The sequence below is a fragment of the Streptomyces monomycini genome (assembly GCF_022271435.1).
GTDB classification, from domain to species: Bacteria; Actinomycetota; Actinomycetes; order Streptomycetales; family Streptomycetaceae; genus Streptomyces; species Streptomyces monomycini.
Genome location: NZ_JAFIQY010000003.1, coordinates 302,724 through 320,551, shown reverse-complemented (window position 1 = coordinate 320,551; position 17,828 = coordinate 302,724). Strand labels below are relative to the sequence as shown.

Genomic DNA, 17,828 nt, shown 5'->3' with positions numbered 1-17,828 from the left:
GTCAGGGTCTCGAAGCTCATATCTTGATCGCAAGGGCGAAACGAGGAGTTTACCGGACATGCGAGTGCATTGATGGACGGGTCAGGCCGGAGGGGGCATTACTTCTGACCCGAACTGCGCAGCCGCAGACGGATGTTGTCGAAATGGCTGCGTACGGCCTGCTCGGCCCGCAGCGCGTCACCGTCGCGTACCGCCGCGAGGATCTCCGCGTGCTGGCGGTGGGTGACCCGCGGGTCGGCCCCCAGTCCGGCCAGGTCCGTCCGTACGCGGTGGAACGCCTCCCAGAACGCGTCCAGCACCTCGCTCAGCAGCCGGTTGCCCAGCCCCCGGTAGAGCGCGGCGTGGAAGGCCCGGTCGGTGTCGGCCCGCACCGCCCCCTCCGCGGCCTCGGCCGCCATCCGCCCGACCAGCTCGTCCAGCTCCGCGAGCGCCGCCTCCGGCACCTGGCCCGCCAGCCGCGCGATCAGCCCGGTCTCCACCGCCTCGCGCAGCTCCAGCAGCTGGAGCAGGCTGTCCTCGCCCCGGTAGTGGCCGGCCACCGTACGGAAGGCCAGCCCCTCGGTCATCGGGGCCATCGACATCGGCCCGACGTAGGTGCCGAAGCCGTGCCGGATCTCCACGATGCCCATCGCCTGCAACGCCTTGAGCGCCTCGCGGACGGAGTTCCGGCTGACCCCGAGCAGCTCCATCAGGTCCGTCTCGGTGGGCAGCGGCGCCCCGGGGGCCAGCCGCCGGTCGATGATGAGCTTCTTGATCCGCTCCTGGATGTCGCGCGCCATTGTGCGACTGTGCACCTCGATCACCGTTTTGACCAGCGATGCACCGGCCCGGCGCCGGGGGATCCGGGGGAGCGGACCGACGGCCGGGGGCGGCCGCAGGGAAAAGCGCCGAGGCCCCTCGCAGCTGCGAGGGGCCTCGGTGTGACGTGCGCCGCCAGGGACTCGAACCCCGGACCCGCTGATTAAGAGTCAGCTGCTCTAACCAACTGAGCTAGCGGCGCGCGCTGACGTAGAAAACTTTACACGAACTCCAGGGGTGCTCCCGACCACCTGCCCGGCCGCCCGGGCCCGCCGAATGTGTGACCTGCGTCACCCGTTTTCGCGGCCGTCCGGGGAGTGTTGGCGCCGCGCCGGATTCCGCGGTCCGGCAGGGCGAAAGTCCCGTGATCTCGGGACCTTCGTCGAGCCGGATGACCGATTTGGTCTGTGAGTATGCTTTCGTAATGGATGATCATCAGTTGCCCCGTCAACATGCGATATCTCCTACCAGTTGAGAAGCTGTGGCAGGTGCGAAGGCGAACGGGAACGGAACGAGCCTGGAGGTGACCGGAAATGGCAGAGCCGGGATTCGTGGAATTCGACCCAGCGGGCGGCTGCCCGTGCGGCGGCTGCGCCCAGGAGCGGCGCGCTCTCCAGCACGCGCTCGCGGTCCGGGACGGCGGACACCCCGCCGCGCACGGCGCCCGCCGCGCGCTGGTCCTGGTGGCGACCGCCGGAACGGTCCTGAGCAGCGGCGTTTCCGCATCCGGGGCGGCCGCGGCGCTCGGCGCCGGAGCCGGTACGGGCACCCCGGCCGGCCGCGAGCGGACCCTGCTCGCCCCCGCCGTGGCGCACGGCCCCGGCCACCTCCGGACCGCCCGGCCGGGCGCCCCGGAGCTCTCCCTGACCTCCGGCGCGACCCCGCAAGGCCAGGTCAGCGGGTTGTACGGGGGCACGGGCAGCGGTCGCGGACGCGCCGTGGCGGCCTCCTCGCCCCGGCCCCTCACCCGGGACCAGATCATCGCGCGGGCCCAGCGCTGGGTCAGCGCCCAGGTCCCGTACAACATGAGCCGCTACTGGTCGGACGGATACCGCCAGGACTGCTCCGGATTCATCTCGATGGCCTGGAACCTCGGCCGCAATCAGTGGACCGGAAACCTGGCCCAGTACGGCACCCGTATAACAAAGAGCGAACTGCGGCCCGGCGACATGCTGCTCTTCCACAACCCGGGAAATCCGGGTGCCGGGTCCCACGCCACCCTTTTCGGCGGCTGGGCCGATTCCTCCCGCACGCGCTACATCGCGTACGAGCAGACCCGCCCCCACACGGTGAAACGGTCCACGCCGTACGCCTATTGGAGCAATTCCGCGGGGTACGTCGCCTATCGCTACCGCGGTCTCGCCGAGGGCGGCGATCCCGGCGGTGACCCGGGCAGCGGAACCTCGGCGTTTCCCGGCGCGGGGACATTCGGGCCGGGCGCCGACAACGCGTACGTCACCCGGCTGGGCCGGATGCTGGTGGAGCGCGGCGGCGGCCGGTTCTACACGTCCGGACCGGGCCCGCGCTGGAGCGAGGCGGACCGCCGGGCCACCGAGGCGTTCCAGCGCGCCCAGGGCTGGACCGGCGCGGAGGCGGACGGCATCCCGGGCCCGGCGACCTGGTCGTACCTGGTCAACGGGGTGGGCCGGGACATCGGCAGCTCCGGCGGCGGGGGCGCCACGGCGTTCCCCGGCCGGGGCTTGTTCCGGCCCGGCCAGTCCAACGGATACGTCACCAGCCTCGGAAAACGGCTGGTGAGCAAGGGTTTCGGCAAGTACTACAGCTCCGGCCCCGGACCCCGGTGGACGGAGGCGGACCGCCGCAACGTCGAGGCGTTCCAGCGGGCCCAGGGCTGGACCGGCCGGGACGCCGACGGCTACCCCGGCCCCGAGACATGGCGGCGACTCTTCCGATGACGGAGCGCACGATGGCGACGAAGACCGAGACAGCGGACACCGGGAACGACGCGGCGGGGGAGCCGGGGGCGGAGCACGGCGAGCCGGGGGAGGGGGCCGCACCAGGGACGGCGGCCGCCCTGGCTGACAGGGACTCAGGGGCAGGACAGCGCGGCGGGGCTGAGGACTCCTCAGATGGTGGCGCCCCGGCGGCAGGAGCTCCGGCCACCGCCGCGCCGCCCCCTTGGTCCGCTCGTCTGCGGCCCGCCGGGCACAGCGACAGCATCCCCATGGACATGCTCTTCCGCGCCGAGCCGGACACCGGCACCGGGGCCGCCGAGGCGGACACCACCGAGCAGCCGCGGGTGGCGCCCCCGCCGACGGGCCGGGAACCCGCCCGCATCACCCCCGCCGACGCCGCCGTGGCCGGTATCGCCGCCGCGACCGACCTGCTGGACACCGCGGAACGCGCCGTGCTCGACGGCGCACTCGGGGTGGCCGCCGCGGGCAGCCGGTCCGGCACGGACGACGCGTCCGCCGCCCGCGGCGGCCGGGACGCGGACACCGCTACGGCCGCGGGCGGCAGACCCCCGTGGTTCCGCGAACTCCGCGGAACCGCCGTACGCCACGCCACCGAAGAGGACGCCGGCCCCGCCGAGCGGCGCGGCTTCTCCCTGTCCGGCTGGCTGGCCCTGTTCGCCGGCCTGCTGGCGCTCGTCTGCTCCGTGGCGTTCCTGTGGCGGCGGGGCATGCTGCCCGCGTCGGTCGTCCGCGCCCTGGGCCTGGAGATCGCCGTCCGGCCCGCCCCCCACCTGTGGGAATGGGCCCTGGCCGGTCTCGGCGCGGTGGCGGCGGTGTACGCCTTCGGCGGGCTGGCCCGCGGGCGGGTCGGCAGCGCCTGGGTGCTCACCCTCTTCGGACGCTACCGCGGCAGCGTGCGCCGGACCGGCCTGGTGTGGATCAACCCGATGGTGCTGCGCCGCCGGGTCGACGTACGGCTGCGGCACTGGCGCAGCGAGGCGATGCCGGCGGTCGACGCCGAGGGTATCCAGCTGCGTGTCGTGGTGCTCGTCGTGTGGCGGGTCAGGGACACCGCACGGGCCCTGCTCACCGTCCGCGACCACACCGCCTACCTGCGGGAACAGGTGGAGTCGGGGATGGCGCGGGTGCTGTCGCAGCTCCCGGCGGACGCGTTCCACGAGGAGGCGCCGACGCTGCGCGACGCCCAGGCGGTCGGCGAGGCCCTCACCGAGGTGCTCGCCGCCGACTGCCGCCCGGTCGGCATCGAGGTCTTCTCCGTCCAGCCCACCCGCATCGAGTACGCGCCCGAGGTGGCGGCGGCCATGCAGCGACGGCAGATCGCGGCGATCGACGCCAAGCACCGCGACAGCGTGCTGACCTCGGTCGTGGACGCGGTCGACGACACCGTTCACCGGCTGACCAGCAGAGGGCTGGTGGAGCTGGACGACTACGAACGAAAAGCCCTGGTCAAGGACCTGACCGTGGCCTTCTACACGGCGCGCGGCAGCGCTGCCGGCAAGAGCTGACACAGCGGAGAGGCAGGCAGTGGGATGCGGACACCGGTGTTCTTCGAGGTCGTCGGGGCCGACTGCGGATGCGCCTTCTGCAGCGGGGCCGCGGTCGAGTCCGCGGCGCGCCACGGCGGCAGCCGGGCGCGGTGCACGGTGCGGGGCGCGGTCGCGGCGGCGGTGGGCGCGGTGACGCTGGTCGGCGCGGCGGCGGGTACGGCGGGCGCCGAACCGGCGCCCCGCCACGCGGGCTGGGACGGGACGAAGTACTGGTACCGGGACGCCACCGGCTGGTGGCGGTGGACCAGCCACTACGCGAAGTACGCCCGGCACGCCGGCGGCCAGGGCGACAGGTCGGCCACGGCGCCGGCCGCGTCCGCCGCGCCCTCCACGACCGGTACGGGCGCGCGCGGCCACAACCCCGACCCCACCTTCCGGGGCCGGTCCGGCTGGGACGCCGTCGACCGGGTGTACTGGTACCAGCAGGGCGGCAGCTGGTGGTGGACCAGCCACCGGGACCGCTACGAGGCCCGTACCGGCAAGCAGGGCGGCCCGGGCGACGACGCGCCCGACGGCAGCGGCGGCGACGCCGGCTCCGACGGTTCCCCGAACGGGACCGGCAAGGGCACCCCCATCCGGTACGGCACCGAGACCGCCATCCGGTGGGCGATGGCACAGATCGGCAAGCCCTACGCGTGGGGCGGCAACGGCCCGTCCGCGTTCGACTGCTCCGGCCTGGTCCAGCAGGCGTACCAGCGCGCGGGCATCTCGCTGCCCCGGGTCGCCGACGCGCAGTACCGCGCCGCCGAACCGATCACACGGTCCCAGCTGCGCCGCGGCGACCTGGTCTTCTGGTCGTCCAACGGCTCCTCGTCCGGCGTCCACCACGTGGCGATCTACCTCGGCGGCGGCCAGTACCTGGAGGCACCGCGGTCCGGCCGGTCGGTCCGGATCTCGTCCTTCACCGCCTACCGCCCCACCTTGTACGGGCGGGTCGGCTGACCACGAGGCCGTCCACCCGCCGCCCGCTGCCGCGCGGGCCCGCTCTCGCAGAAAGGCCGACCGTCATGGTGCCGACAGCGCCCACCTCCCTTCAGGCCCCGTCCGGCGAACCGTCCGCAGGCCCGGACCCCGCGATATCCGGCGCGGCGCCACCGGGCTCCGCCCTGTCCGCCTCGGCTCCCCCCGGGGGGACGACCGGGGGGACGCCCGCCGGGGCACCCGACCCGGGAGCGCACGGCTTCCTCCCCGAACGGCCGCCCGTACGGACCATGGCCGGCACTTGGGCGTGGCTGAGCGAGCTGGCCGGCGCGGCCGCCACCGCGCCGGACACGGACACCGCCCGCGGTCTGGTCGCCCGGGCGGGGCGGGACGGCGAACTGACGGCGTTGCGGCAGCGCGTCTCGCGGCTGTCACCGCGCAACGCCGACGCCGCGTCCCTGCGGGTGGCGGTGATCGTGGCGGCCTGCGGCTGGAGCGCCCTGGACCCGTTCGCCCCCGCCTCCCCGCGTTCCGCCGACGCCGCCTTCCTCGACCTGTGGTCGGCCGTCGCGCACCGCGCCGACCACCAGCAGTTCGTGGCACTCCCCACGCTGGCCCTCCAGAACTGGGCACCCGAACGCAAGCCGCGCCGCCGACTGCCCATCGACCAGCTCGCCCGTACGGAGGCACTGGTCCCGGTCGTGCGCTGGTCGCCGAAGGGGCAGCCGCTCGGCCGGCTGGACCGGCTGATGCTGGCCACCACCCGGCTGGAGGCACACGGCATCTGGCTGTTGCGGCTGGCCGGGACGCTCGCCGGACGTGCCCCCGGGGACGTGTCCACCGGTACGGCGCTGCGCCGTCTGATCCGTATCCAGCACGCGCTGCGCGCTCAGCTGTGGAGCGAGGCGGCGGAGCTGCGGGCGGCCCCGGCTTCCGCACGGCAGGGCGCGGTGCTGGGCGCGCTCGCGGAGCAGGGGGCGCTGGAGCCGCCGGTGTTCCTGGCGGCCGACGCGGTGCTCGGTACGGGCGGGCGCCGGTCGGGGGAGGGCGGCCGGCACCAGACGCGCCGCCATCTGCCGGCCGGACAGCGCGCCTGGCTGACCGCTCTGGACCGGCACTGCGCGCCCGTACGCACCCTCGCGCACCGCGGCGGCCCGGACGCGGCGGTCTACCGCGAGGCGCAGGAATCGCTGATCGCGCTGCGGCGTACGTACGCGGGGCTGGTGCACTGCGCCGCGCACCCGGGCGGGTCCCGGGCCGGGGCTCCGGGCGGGTCTGCGGCCGCGGCTCCGGGCGGCGGGGAACGGCTGAGCACCGTGGCGTGATGCCGAGGGAGGTGTTGGGGCGGCCGTACGGAAACGGCAACCGGCCGTCCGCCGGCTATTGGTCTGGACATGTCCATGCAGCGTCACTACGCTTCCGTTTGGTCTAGACCGCTCGACGCGCGCACGTCAGCAGCTCATGGAACACCCCCCTCGTTCTTCAGGAGCACCACATGCGTAAGAAGCTCAGCGCTGCCGTGGTCGGTCTCGGCATCGCCGGAGTGTCCCTGTTCGCCACGGGCAGCGCTTCCAGTCACGGCTACAGCGACGCACCCCCCAGCCGCCAGGCGCTCTGCGCCAAGGGCACCGTCAAGAACTGCGGCGCGATCCGGTACGAGCCGCAGAGCGTCGAGGGCCCCAAGGGCTTCCCGGCCGCCGGTCCCGCCGACGGGAAGATATGTTCCGGCGGCAACACCGGCTTCAAGGAACTGGACGACCCGCGCGGCGGCAAGTGGCCCGCCACCCGCCTCAAGGGCGGCCAGGGCTACACCTTCCAGTGGCGCCTGACGGCCCGGCACGCCACCACCGACTTCCGGTACTACATCACCAAGGACGGCTACGACCCGAGCAAGCCGCTCACCCGGGCGGACCTCGAACCCGAGCCGTTCGTGACGGTGCCGATGGGCGGACGGCAGCCGGCCGCCACCGTGCAGCACCAGGGCACGGTGCCCACCCAGAAGTCCGGCCACCACATCATCCTGGGCGTCTGGAACATCGCCGACACCGGTAACGCGTTCTACGCCTGCTCCGACGTCAACCTGTCGTAACCGGCGCCGGAGCCGTGACGGGCCTCCCTGTCCTTCCTCCGGGGAGGCCCCCTCCGGCCGCGCGCCCCCGCTCCCTCGCGCAGCCTCGCTCGCATCCACCGGCCCGCCGCCCCTAGGCAGCACCGACCGGCGGGAATATTCTGCTGGTTGGTCTGGACCGCAGTGCACTCGGCTCGCAGGAACCCCCCCCTCATTCCGGGAGCGAAGCATGCGCAAACGGATCAGCGCAGCCGTCGTCGGACTGGGCGTCATCGGCGCGACGGTCCTGTCGACCAGCGGCGCCGGCAGCCACGGCTACACCGACGCCCCCGTCAGCAGACAGAAACTGTGTGCCAACGGCACGGTGAAGAACTGCGGCGCCATCCAGTGGGAGCCGCAGAGCGTCGAAGGCCCCAAGGGCTTCCCGAACGGCGGACCCGCCGACGGCAGGATCTGCTCCGGCGGCAACAGCCGCTTCAAGGAGCTGGACGACCCGCGCGCCGGCCAGTGGCCCGCGACCAAGGTCAGCGCGGGCTCGTACACCTTCCGCTGGCGTTTCACCGCCCCGCACCGCACCACGGACTTCCGCTACTACATCACCAAGAACGGCTGGAACCCCAGCCGCCCCCTGACCCGGGCGGACCTGGAACCGGCCCCGTTCCTGACCGTCCCCTACAACGGTCAGCAGCCGCCGACCACGTACTCGCACCCGGGCACGCTGCCCGGCGGGAAGACGGGAAAACACCTGATCGTCGGCGTCTGGACGATCGCGGACACCGGTAACGCGTTCTACGCCTGCTCGGACGTCGAGTACTGAGCGGAAGAACGTAGCGGTACCGAGTGGAAGAACCTACGGAAAAACACGAGTGGGCCTCTCGAAGCTGTGCTCCGAGAGGCCCACTCCCAGGTGCGCCGCCAGGGACTCGAACCCCGGACCCGCTGATTAAGAGTCAGCTGCTCTAACCAACTGAGCTAGCGGCGCGCGCTGACAAAAGAAATACTACCTGGTCCGCGGGGGTGCTTCCGACCACCGCCCGGCCACCGCCCGGCCGGGTCCCCGCCGAAGCCCCTCCGGGCCCCGGCGCCCCGGGATCAGAGCGTCAGCGACAGCAGCACCGGAGCCGCCCGCCGGTTCAGCGCGTCGGCGGCCTGCCGCAGCCGGTGGGCGTGCTCCAGCGGGAGCGACAGGGCCAGACAGCCGACCGTGGAGCCCGCCGTGATCGGCACGGCCGCGCAGACCGTGCCCACCGCGTACTCCTGGAGGTCCAGCATCGGCACGGTCGGCGGCTGGCTGTCCAGCTTGTGGAAGAGCACCTTCTCGTTGGTGATCGTCCGGGAGGTGAGGCGGGCGGTCTTGTGCCGGGAGAGGTGGTCCATCCGGCCGTCGTGGTCCAGCTGCGCCAGCAGGCACTTGCCGACCGCGCTGGCATGTGCCGTCCGGCGGAATTCCGCCCACTCGTTGACCTTGGGGGCCCGCGGTCCGTCGGCGTAGTGCAGGATCTTGACCTCGCCGTCGATGTAGCGGCTGATGTAGACCGCGGCGCCCACCGAGTCGCGCAGCTCGACGAGGGTGCGCTGGAGCTTGTCGCGCAGCGCTTCCTCGTGGCCGCCGCCCGAGCCGAGCAGGACCAGGGACTCGCCGACGACGTACGCACCGTCGGCGACCTGCGCGACATAGCCCTCGCGGCGCAGCATCGCCAGCATGTGGGCGAGGTGCCCGGTCGGCAGGCCGGTCTCGCGGGCGATCTGGACGTCCGACACCCCGCGGGCGTGGCGGGCGACGGTTTCGAGTACGCGCAGGGCGTACTGCACCGAGTGGAAGGGCGCGGTCGGCTCGGGCTTCAGCGCCACGGTGTCCCCCTAGCAGGTTGTGACCGTTTGCGTCGCTGCCGTCGCCGGCGGTCACGACCGGCGAACATTACCGGCCGTTCCCGGGCAGCGAGGCACGTACCACGATAGCGGCCAAAGCCGCCCGCCGGAGGGGGTCTTGACCGAAAAGGGGGGATGGCCACGCACCTGTACTGGGGTGTGGTCCTCCGGCATATGCCCAGGTCATCTCGGGCCATGGCGGAGGACGGCTACGCCGTCCGGCGGGGCGCCCGGAACGCGGCCGCGGCCGCTCCCGGACGCCGCGCGGGACGGACCGTGCCGTCAGAGGACCGCGCTCAGGAACTCCCGGGTGCGGTCGTTCTCCGGTTCGCTGAAGATCTTCTCCGGTGTCCCGAACTCGATCACCCGTCCCTGGTCGAACATCATCACGCAGTCCGAGATGTCCCGCGCGAAGTTCATCTCGTGGGTCACGCAGAGCATGGTGATGTCGGTGGTGTGCGCGATGTCGCGCAGGACGTCCAGCACGCCGGCCACCAGCTCCGGGTCGAGCGCGCTGGTCACCTCGTCCAGCAGCAGCACCTGCGGCCGCATGGCCAGGGCGCGCGCTATGGCGACCCGCTGCTGCTGGCCGCCGGAGAGCTGCGACGGGTACTTGTCGATGTGCTGCGTCAGGCCCACCAGGTCCAGCAGCCCGCGGGCCCGCTCCTCGGCGGCGTCCTTGCCCAGGCCCAGTACGTGCACCGGCGCCTCGGTGATGTTGCGCAGCACCTTCATGTTGGGGAAGAGGTTGAACTGCTGGAAGACCATTCCGATGTTCTTGCGCACCTCCCGGCAGTGCTTCTCGCTCGCCGGCACGAGCTTGCCGTTCTTCTCCTCGTGCGTCAGGTACGCGTCACCGACCTTGATCTTCCCTTCCTCCGGCTTCAGCAGCGTCATCAGCAGCCGCAGGATCGTGGTCTTGCCGGACCCGGACGGGCCTATCAGCGTCACGTGCTTGCCGGAGTAGACCGTCATGTCCAGCGAGTCCAGGACGGTGTGCGCGCCGAAGCGCTTGGTGACCCGGTCGAAACGGACCAGCTCGGGGCCGTCCTCCGCGGTGCCGACCGTGGGCGGCGCGGGCTGCGCCGGCTGCCCCGGCTGTGTGGGGTTGCTGTCATCGGACAAGGCGACGCTCCAGGGCTCGCAGAAGAAGGGAGGTGGGGTACGAGATCACGATGAACAGGACGCCGACGACCGTGATCGGCTCCATGTAGTCGAAGGTGGTCGCGCTGATGCTGTTCGCCTGGAAGAGCAGCTCCGCGACGGTGATCGCGGCCAGCATCGGCGTGTCCTTGAACATCGCGATGACGTAGTTGCCGAGCGCCGGGACCACCCGGCGGAACGCCTGCGGCAGGATCACCGCGGTCCAGGTGCGCCGGCGCGGCAGGCTCAGCGCCGTCGCCGCCTCCCACTGGCCCTCCGGGACGCCGTCGATGCCCGCCCGGTAGACCTCGGCGGTGTACGTCGAGTAGTGCAGCCCGAGTCCGATGACGCCGGTGGTCAGCGGGTCGAAGGTCAGGCCCCAGCCCGGCAGCACGAAGAAGAGGAAGAACAGCTGCACCAGCAGCGGCGTGTTGCGCACGAACTCCACGACGATGCTGACCGGCCACGTCACCCAGCGGCTGGGGGAGCGCAGGGCCAGGGCCCACACCAGGCCGAGCGCGAACGCCACCAGCGAGCCGAGCAGCGTCGCCTGCACGGTGATCCACAAGCCGTGGAGCAGGTCGGGCAGGATGTCGCCGACGTACTCCCAGGACCAGTTGTTCACGGCTTACCTCCGGGGGCGGTGGTCACCTGCGGGCCCGGCCCGCCGATCGGCAGCCGCCGGGAGAACCAGCCGGACTTCTCCGGCGCGCGGCCGATCGACGCCTTGGCCCGGCGCTCCAGCAGGCGCATGATCCGGGTCACCACGAACGCGATCACGAAGTAGAGGACCAGGATGATCCCGTAGACCTGGGCGCTCTGGCCGGTGGAGAGCCGGGCCAGCTTGGCCTGGAAGGTCAGTTCACCGATCGACAGCAGCGAGGCCAGCGCGGTGCCCTTGAGAAGCTCGATCAGCAGGTTGTTGAACGGCGGCATCATCTCCGGCACGGCCTGCGGCAGGATGACCTTGCGCATCCGCTGCCACGGCGTGAAGCTCAGCGCGATCGCCGCCTCACGCTGGGCGGGTGCCACCGCCTGGACGGAGCCGCGCACGACCTCGGAGCCGTACGCCCCGTAGGACAGACCGAGCGCCAGGGTGCCCGCCCAGAGGCCGGCCAGCTGCCAGCCCAGCAGCGGCAGCGCGAAGAACAGCCAGAACATCAGGACCAGCGCCGAGGTGCCGCGGAAGAACTCCACGTAGACACCGGACAGGAAGCGCACGATCCACAGCCGGGACGTACGGGCCAGGCCGATGCCGAAGGCGACGGCGGCGGCCAGCACGGCGCTGTAGACCATCAGCTGGACGGTGATCCACACCCCTTCGAAGAACAGTTCCCACAAGGCTCCGGTCACCGGGCACAGAGCTCCTTCGCCGTGAGGTCGGTCATGAAGTCCTCGGTGAAGCCGAAGGGCCGGGCGATGCGCAGGAGTTCGCCGCTCTTCTTCAGCTTGTGCAGCTCGCCGTTGAAGGCGTCCCGCAGCTTCGTCTCGCCGATCCGGAAGCCGTAACCGCCGCCGTCCCGCTGGGGTTTGCCGTCCACCTCCGGCGTGAAGGGGCGGGTCATCTCCACCTTGGGGTGCTTGCCGGTCTTCAGCGCCTCCATCATGGTCAGCGCGGTGCCGGCGAAGCAGTCGATGCGGTCGGCCTCCAGGGCCTCCATGCCGGCGATCTGGTCGCCGTACGTCTGGATCCTCCCCTTGGCGACGCCGTTGCCGACCGCGTAGTCGATCTCCGCGTAACCGATGCCGGTGCCCATCCGGAACCCGCCCTCGGCCACGTCCCGGTACGAGGTGATCTTCTTCGGGTTGCCCTTCGGTACGAGGAAGCCGTCCTTCGACTCGTAGTCCGGGTCGGAGAAGAGCACGGCCTGGCAGCGCGCCTTGTTGATGAACATGCCGGCCACGATCACGTCGTACTGGAAGGAGTGCAGGCCGGGCACGAGCGCCTGGAACTCGACCGGCACCGGCTCGAAGCGCTCCACTCCCAGCCGCTGGAAGATGGTCTTGGCCACGGCGGGCGCCTCGCCGGTCAGTTCGCCCTGGCTGTTGATCGACGCGTACGGCGGCTCGCTGGCGATGCCCATCCGTACGACTTTCCTGCTGCGAAGATCGTCGAGTAGGTGACCCCCGTCCGTAGCTCCGGTGATGTCGACCTGCGAGCAACCGGCCGTCGCCCCCAGCGCCCCCGTCAAACCCAGCGCCGCCGCTCCTGCGAGCAGTGAGCGGCGGCGGAACCCTGATGCGGTGTTTCCTGAGCTGTTCCCCTGTGGTGGAGCCATGGGCGCGCGGCTACCCGAACTCGTTGAAAATATGCCAATCGTTTCCGGCCCTTGATGCAAGCGGTGCGGGGTCGTGGCGCATGTCGGTCATGCGTGCATACGACACCCGTTCGGGGGCGCCAATTCCGGTCCCTGGATGGCTGATTGACGACGGTCGTCAGTGGCCGCGTGCCACGGGGAGGGCGGCGGTACCGCGTCCGGTGTTCCCGTGTGCATCGGGCCGTCCGCTGGTCCACCATGGAGGCGCAAAGCACCGTAAGGAGGCAAAATGGTCGACCGTTTCATCGAAGTCTCCCTCGACAAGCGGGGCGTGAGCTGCACCGCCAAGCTGCTCGACGACCGCGCGCCGGTCACCTGCAAGGCCGTCTGGGACGCCCTGCCGCTCGGCGGCGACGTCTACCACGCCAAGTACGCCCGCAACGAGATCTACGCCCTCGTCCCGCCGTTCGCCCCGGAAGAGCCCCCTCTGGAGAACCCGACCATCACGCCCATCCCCGGCGACCTGTGCTACTTCACCTTCAGCGACACCCAGTTGGGCACCGCCTCGTACGGCTACGAGAGTCAGGCCAAGCACCAGGGCCGCGCCACCGTCGTCGACCTCGCGCTGTTCTACGAGCGCAACAACCTGCTGATCAACGGTGACGCGGGCTGGGTGCCGGGCATCGTGTGGGGTGCGGTGGTGGACGGCCTGGACCGGATGGCCGACGCCTGCCAGGACCTGTGGCGCGCCGGCGCCCTGGGGGAAACCCTCACCTTCCGCCGGGCGTAGGCGGCGCGGGCACATCCCCTGTTGTGCAGAGGGCGTGCGCGGCGCGCAGCACCAGCGCGTCCGCGTGCCGCGCACCCACCAGCTGCACCCCGATCGGCAGTCCGTCCCCGTCCACGCCGCACGGCACGGTCGCGGCGGGCTGCTGCGTCATGTTGAAGGGGTACGTGAACGGGGTCCAGCCCGTCCAGCGCGTGTGCCCGGACCCGGCCGGCACCTCGGCGCCCGCCTCGAAGGCGGTGATCGGCTCGGTCGGCGTCACCAGCAGGTCGTACGTACTGTGGAAGCGGCCCATCGTCACGCCCATGGCCATCCGCACGTCCACCGCCGCCAGGTAGTCCAGTGCGCTGCGCCGCGCGCCCTCCGCGCAGATCTCCCGCAGCCCCGGATCGAGCAGCTCCCGCTGTGTGTGGCTCAGGTTCTGCACCACCCGCGCCGCGCCGCTGAACCACAGCGTGTGGAACTCCTCCACCGGGTCGGTGAGGCCCGGGTCGGCCTCCTCGACGTGCGCGCCCAGCTCGGCGAGCCGGTCCACCGCGCGCCGCACCGCGGCGGCGACCTCCGGGCGCACCGGCACGTCCCAGCCCAGCGTCGGGCTGTAGGCCACCCGCAGCCCGGTCACCGGCCGCGCCAGCTCCTCCCGGAACGACCCGGCCGGGGGCGCTAGCTGCGACCAGTCCCGCCAGTCGGCCCCGGTGATCACGTCCATCAGCAGGGCGGCGTCGGCCGCGTCCCGGGTCATCGGCCCGACGTGGGCCAGCGTCCCGAACGGACTCGCCGGATACAGCGGCACCCGCCCGTACGTCGGCTTCAGCGCGAAGATCCCGCAGAAGGAGCCCGGGATGCGCACCGACCCGCCGCCGTCCGTACCCAGACTCAGCGGCCCCGCGCCGAGCGCGACGGCCGCCGCGCTGCCGCCGCTGGACCCGCCCGCCGTACGGGACGGGTCGTACGGATTGCCTGTCACCCCGTGCCGCGGACTGTCCGTGACGCCCTTCCACCCGAACTCGGGCGTGGTGGTCTTGCCCACGAACACCGCGCCGTGCTCGCGCAGCCGCGCCACCGACGGCGCGTCCACGTCCCAGGCCGTGCCCTCCTCGCGCACCGTGTGCGAGCCGCGCAGCGTCGGCGCCCCACGGGTCAGCAGCAGGTCCTTGACCGTGGCCGGCACGCCGTCCACCAGCCCGGCGGGCCGCCCGGACCGCCACCGCTCCGCGGACTCCTTCGCCGCGGTCAGCGCCTCGTCCGCGTCGATCCGGGTGAAGGCGTTCACCCGCTCCTGCGCCCACGTGGCCCGCTCGATCACCGCCCGCACCGCTTCGACCGGCGAGAACTCGCCCGCCGCGTACCCGGCGACCAGCCGCGCCGCCGAGCAGTCCGCCAGGTCCGTCACCTCAGCCATCCCGACCTCCGTCCACGAGCGTTCCCCTCCACGGTCCCGGAAGATCAGGGGCCCGGTACGTAACCCCGCCGCTTGTCCACCACATTGGTGAGCGGCTCGCCCGCCGCCCACCGGTCGAAGTTGTCCGCGAACTGCTCGGCCAGCGCGTCCCGCCAGCCCAGCGTGTCGCCGCTCATGTGCGGGGAGACGATCAGGTGCGGCACGTCCCACAGGACGCTGTCCGAGGTCAGCGGCTCGTGCTCGAAGACGTCCAGGGCCGCCGCCGCGATCCGCCACTCCCGCAGCGCCGCCACCAGGTCGCCCTCGACGACGAGCGGCCCGCGCGCCACGTTGATGAACCGGGCCCGCTGCCGCATCCGGCCGAACGCGGCCCGGTCGAACATGCCGCGCGTCTCCTCGGTCAGCGGCGCCGCGCACACCACCCAGTCGGCCGTGCCCAGCAGGCCGTGCAGCGCGCCGCCCGCGTGCACCCGGCCGAAGTCGGGATCGTCCGTACGTTCCCGCCGCCCGACCAGATCCACCCTGACACCCAGTGCCAGCAGCGTCCGGCCGATGGCCCGGCCGATCGGCCCCGAGCCCACCACCACGGCGCGGCTGCCCGCCACCCGCAGTGTCTCCCGGTGCCGCCAGCGCCGCTGCCGCTGGAGCTCCCAACTACCGTAGAAGTCCTTGGCCATGGCGATCACCAGGCCGGCCACGTACTCGGCGATCGGCTGCTCGAAGACGCCGCGCGCGTTGGTCACCAGGGTCGGGCCGGCGGCGAGCTCCGGGCACATCAGCCGGTCCACGCCCGCGCTCGCGGTGTGCACCCAGACGGGGCGCGGGCCGTCACCGGGCCAGGCGTCGCGGATCGCGTCGGAGGTGAAGTCCCACGCCAATACCACGTCGGCGTGCGGCAGTCGGTCGGCGAAGGTCTCGTCGTCGGCGTAGACCAGCCGGGCCCGGCCGGCTAGCCGGTCCAGTTTGGGAGGCGGGTCGGAACCGAGGACGAGGACGGTGCTTTCGGACATAGGCCAGAAACCGTTCTGAAACGTGAGCCCCCTTGAATGAAAGGAGGCGCCGACAGATGCCTGAGATGCGAGGATTGACCACGCTAAGAAGTCGTAACTACCGTGTCAACAACGGCTCTGTCCCGACGTCCCCGGCTCGTGCCGGTCGCACCACGAACCCCTGGCCAAAGGCCTTGCCCTTACCAGCCCTTCGCTCTTCTGGGGGCATCATGGACGTCTCATTTCTGGGGGGACCGAAGCCTCAGCTCGGTGTGGGTGTCGTCGCTCCGTTCGACTTCGCCCTGGACCGCGAGCTGTGGCGCTGGATCCCCGACGATGTGTCCCTCCACCTCACCCGGACCCCTTTCGTGCCCGTCGAGGTGAGCCTCGACCTGGCCCGCCTCGTCAGTGAACACGAAACCCTGCACTCCGCCGTCCAGGCGCTGTGCGCCGTCTCCCCGCAGGTCGTCTCGTACGCCTGCACCTCGGGCAGCTTCGTCGGCGGCGTGGCGGGCGAGCGCGCCATGTGCGCCGCCATGACCCGGGCGGGGGAGCTCCCGGCGCTCACCACCTCCGGCGCGCTCCTCGAAGCGCTGCGCGAGATCGGCGCGTGGCGGATCGCGGTCGTCACCCCCTACACCAAGTCCGTCACCGACTCCCTGGAGGAGTACCTGAAGGAAGCCGGTGTCACCGTCACCGGCCGCGCCTACCTGGGCCTGACCCGGCACATCTGGAAAGTGCCGTACCGGGACGTCGTCGACATGGCCCGCCAGGCCGTCGTCGGCGCCGCGGACGCGCTGTTCATCAGCTGTACGAACCTGCCGACGTACGACGTCATCCCGCAGCTGGAGGCCGAACTGCGAATGCCGGTCCTGTCGGCCAACCAGGTCACCATGTGGGCCTCCCTGCGGGCCATCGGAGCCGAGGCCGTCGGCCCGTACCAGGCACTGGTGGACCCCGTCGCCAGACGCGGACCGGCCTCCATGACCGCCTCCTGGGCCCCCGAGGAAGGGGCCGGGATACCGAGGCGGAGCGGCCGGTCCGAAGCGGCGTTCGCCGGGTCGGCGGTCCCGTCCTCCGAGGCGGAACCGGCCGAGGGACTGGACGTACCGCCCTTTCATCCCCCGGAGGAGCCCGGCCCGCCGGCGCCGGTCTGACGCGTACGGGCGGCGCCCGCCCGGCTGCCGTCCCCACCCCGCGTCCACCCACGCGCCCCGCGCACGTAGGCCCGGGGCGGCGCGCGCACCGCAGTACGCACCCCCATACGCATCCCCCCACCCCGTCAGGAGACGTGCATGGCATCCACGGTCGGCTTCCTCTACCCCGGCCACTCCGCCGAGGACGACTACCCCCGGCTCGAAGCGCTCCTCGGCAACGGACTGAGCCTGCCGCTCGTCCACACCGACATCGGCGAGGACGCCCACCGCGTCGATGCGCTGCTGGAGATGGGCTCCGCCGCCCGGCTCGCCGCCGGCGTCGCCGACCTCAAGAGCCGCGGCGCCGAGGCCGTCGTCTGGGCCTGCACCAGCGCCAGCTTCGTCTTCGGCTGGGACGGCGCCCACGCGCAGGTGCGCGAGCTGTCGGCCACCGCCGGGCTGCCCGCCTCCAGTACGTCCTTCGCCTTCGCGCACGCCGTACGGGCCCTGGGCGCCGAGCGCGTGGCCATCGCCGCGACCTACCCCGACGACGTCGCCGAGTGCTTCCGCGCCTTCCTGAAGTCCGCGGGTACGGAAGTCGTCTCGACCCGCGGCAGCGGGATCGTCACCGCCGCCGAGGTCGGCACGTGGGGTCTGGAGGAGGTCCTGCTCCTCGCCCGTACGGGGGACCACCCCGACGCCGAGGTGGTGCTGCTCCCCGATACGGCCCTGCACACCGCCGGGTACCTCCCCGCCATCGAGGCGGAGCTGGGCAAGCCGGTGCTCACCGCCAACCAGGTCACCGCCTGGGAGGGGCTGCGGCTGCTGGAGCGCACGGTCGCCTGCCCGGCGCTGGGCACGCTGTTCGCGGGGGCGCCGGTGACGTCCACGGCGGGGTAGCGACGGGGAACCGCCGCCCTCCTCGCCCGCCCGGGAATAACCGGAGAAGTACTCCGGTTGTTCCCCGGTGCAG

General features: G+C 72.2%; 17 protein-coding genes and 2 tRNA genes. 9 read left to right on the top strand and 10 right to left on the bottom strand.

The features are described 5' to 3' along the window. Nucleotides 1-98: 98 nt before the first annotated feature. Together JXZ78_RS05905 and JXZ78_RS05900 are read right to left on the bottom strand one after the other, a co-directional pair. Nucleotides 99-779 carry a FadR/GntR family transcriptional regulator gene (locus JXZ78_RS05905; RefSeq protein ID WP_030021512.1) on the bottom strand — a complete coding sequence of 227 codons (681 nt, stop codon included), beginning with the start codon at nt 777-779 and terminating at the stop codon, nt 99-101. Between the two features lie 147 nt (nt 780-926). Next, a tRNA-Lys gene (locus JXZ78_RS05900) sits at nt 927-1,000 on the bottom strand. 331 nt (nt 1,001-1,331) lie between these two features. Here JXZ78_RS05900 and JXZ78_RS05895 point away from each other — a divergent pair. From JXZ78_RS05895 to JXZ78_RS05870, 6 genes are all read left to right on the top strand, one after another. After that, entirely contained in the window at nt 1,332-2,714 is a 1,383-nt protein-coding gene (locus JXZ78_RS05895) for a peptidoglycan-binding protein (protein WP_030021511.1), read from the top strand. Nucleotides 2,715-2,725: 11 nt separating this feature from the next. Next, nucleotides 2,726-4,240, top strand: a complete 1,515-nt coding sequence (locus JXZ78_RS05890; protein ID WP_238782695.1) for an SPFH domain-containing protein — start codon at nt 2,726-2,728, stop codon at nt 4,238-4,240. Between the two features lie 24 nt (nt 4,241-4,264). After that, nucleotides 4,265-5,224, top strand: a complete 960-nt coding sequence (locus JXZ78_RS05885; protein ID WP_050502657.1) for a C40 family peptidase — start codon at nt 4,265-4,267, stop codon at nt 5,222-5,224. Nucleotides 5,225-5,493: 269 nt separating this feature from the next. Continuing rightward, a complete protein-coding gene (locus tag JXZ78_RS05880; RefSeq protein ID WP_238782694.1) occupies nt 5,494-6,528 on the top strand; it encodes a hypothetical protein in 1,035 nt (344 codons plus the stop codon). A gap of 170 nt (nt 6,529-6,698) precedes the next feature. Continuing rightward, the gene (locus JXZ78_RS05875; RefSeq protein ID WP_030021507.1) at nt 6,699-7,292 is read left to right on the top strand and encodes a lytic polysaccharide monooxygenase auxiliary activity family 9 protein; all 594 of its coding nucleotides are present in this window, start codon (nt 6,699-6,701) and stop codon (nt 7,290-7,292) included. Between the two features lie 208 nt (nt 7,293-7,500). Next, nucleotides 7,501-8,088, top strand: coding sequence for a lytic polysaccharide monooxygenase auxiliary activity family 9 protein (locus JXZ78_RS05870; protein WP_030021506.1), 588 nt, complete (start codon nt 7,501-7,503; stop codon nt 8,086-8,088). Between the two features lie 91 nt (nt 8,089-8,179). Here JXZ78_RS05870 and JXZ78_RS05865 read toward each other — a convergent pair. The 6 genes from JXZ78_RS05865 to ehuB all read right to left on the bottom strand — a co-directional run bounded on the left by JXZ78_RS05865 (nt 8,180) and on the right by ehuB (nt 12,562). Next, nucleotides 8,180-8,253, bottom strand: a tRNA-Lys gene (locus JXZ78_RS05865). Nucleotides 8,254-8,363: 110 nt separating this feature from the next. Beyond that, nucleotides 8,364-9,122: an IclR family transcriptional regulator gene (locus JXZ78_RS05860; protein WP_030021505.1), complete on the bottom strand. Its 759-nt coding sequence runs from the start codon at nt 9,120-9,122 to the stop codon at nt 8,364-8,366. Nucleotides 9,123-9,422: 300 nt separating this feature from the next. Further along, on the bottom strand, nt 9,423-10,265 hold the full coding sequence (gene ehuA / locus JXZ78_RS05855) for an ectoine/hydroxyectoine ABC transporter ATP-binding protein EhuA (RefSeq protein WP_030021504.1): 843 nt from the start codon (nt 10,263-10,265) through the stop codon (nt 9,423-9,425). After that, complete coding sequence (gene ehuD, locus JXZ78_RS05850; RefSeq protein WP_030021503.1) at nt 10,255-10,908, bottom strand: ectoine/hydroxyectoine ABC transporter permease subunit EhuD; 654 nt, start codon at nt 10,906-10,908, stop codon at nt 10,255-10,257. Before ehuD ends, ehuA begins: the two co-directional genes overlap by 11 nt. Then, a complete protein-coding gene (ehuC, locus tag JXZ78_RS05845) occupies nt 10,905-11,636 on the bottom strand; it encodes an ectoine/hydroxyectoine ABC transporter permease subunit EhuC (RefSeq protein ID WP_030021502.1) in 732 nt (243 codons plus the stop codon). Before ehuC ends, ehuD begins: the two co-directional genes overlap by 4 nt. After that, the gene (gene ehuB, locus JXZ78_RS05840) at nt 11,633-12,562 is read right to left on the bottom strand and encodes an ectoine/hydroxyectoine ABC transporter substrate-binding protein EhuB (protein ID WP_030021501.1); all 930 of its coding nucleotides are present in this window, start codon (nt 12,560-12,562) and stop codon (nt 11,633-11,635) included. The genes ehuC and ehuB overlap by 4 nt, the downstream gene beginning before the upstream one ends. A gap of 268 nt (nt 12,563-12,830) precedes the next feature. On the opposite strand from ehuB, the gene JXZ78_RS05835 reads away from it, so the two are divergent. Next, on the top strand, nt 12,831-13,331 hold the full coding sequence (locus JXZ78_RS05835; RefSeq protein WP_030021500.1) for a DUF3830 family protein: 501 nt from the start codon (nt 12,831-12,833) through the stop codon (nt 13,329-13,331). Here JXZ78_RS05835 and JXZ78_RS05830 read toward each other — a convergent pair. Then, entirely contained in the window at nt 13,312-14,730 is a 1,419-nt protein-coding gene (locus JXZ78_RS05830; protein ID WP_030021499.1) for an amidase, read from the bottom strand. The genes JXZ78_RS05835 and JXZ78_RS05830 overlap by 20 nt on opposite strands. Nucleotides 14,731-14,774: 44 nt before the next feature. Next, on the bottom strand, nt 14,775-15,740 hold the full coding sequence (locus JXZ78_RS05825; RefSeq protein WP_030021498.1) for a D-2-hydroxyacid dehydrogenase: 966 nt from the start codon (nt 15,738-15,740) through the stop codon (nt 14,775-14,777). Between the two features lie 209 nt (nt 15,741-15,949). Between JXZ78_RS05825 and JXZ78_RS05820 the strand changes: the two genes are divergently transcribed. Beyond that, entirely contained in the window at nt 15,950-16,876 is a 927-nt protein-coding gene (locus JXZ78_RS05820; protein WP_030021497.1) for a maleate cis-trans isomerase family protein, read from the top strand. Between the two features lie 138 nt (nt 16,877-17,014). After that, nucleotides 17,015-17,755, top strand: coding sequence for a maleate cis-trans isomerase family protein (locus tag JXZ78_RS05815; RefSeq protein ID WP_030021496.1), 741 nt, complete (start codon nt 17,015-17,017; stop codon nt 17,753-17,755). Nucleotides 17,756-17,828: the final 73 nt, after the last annotated feature.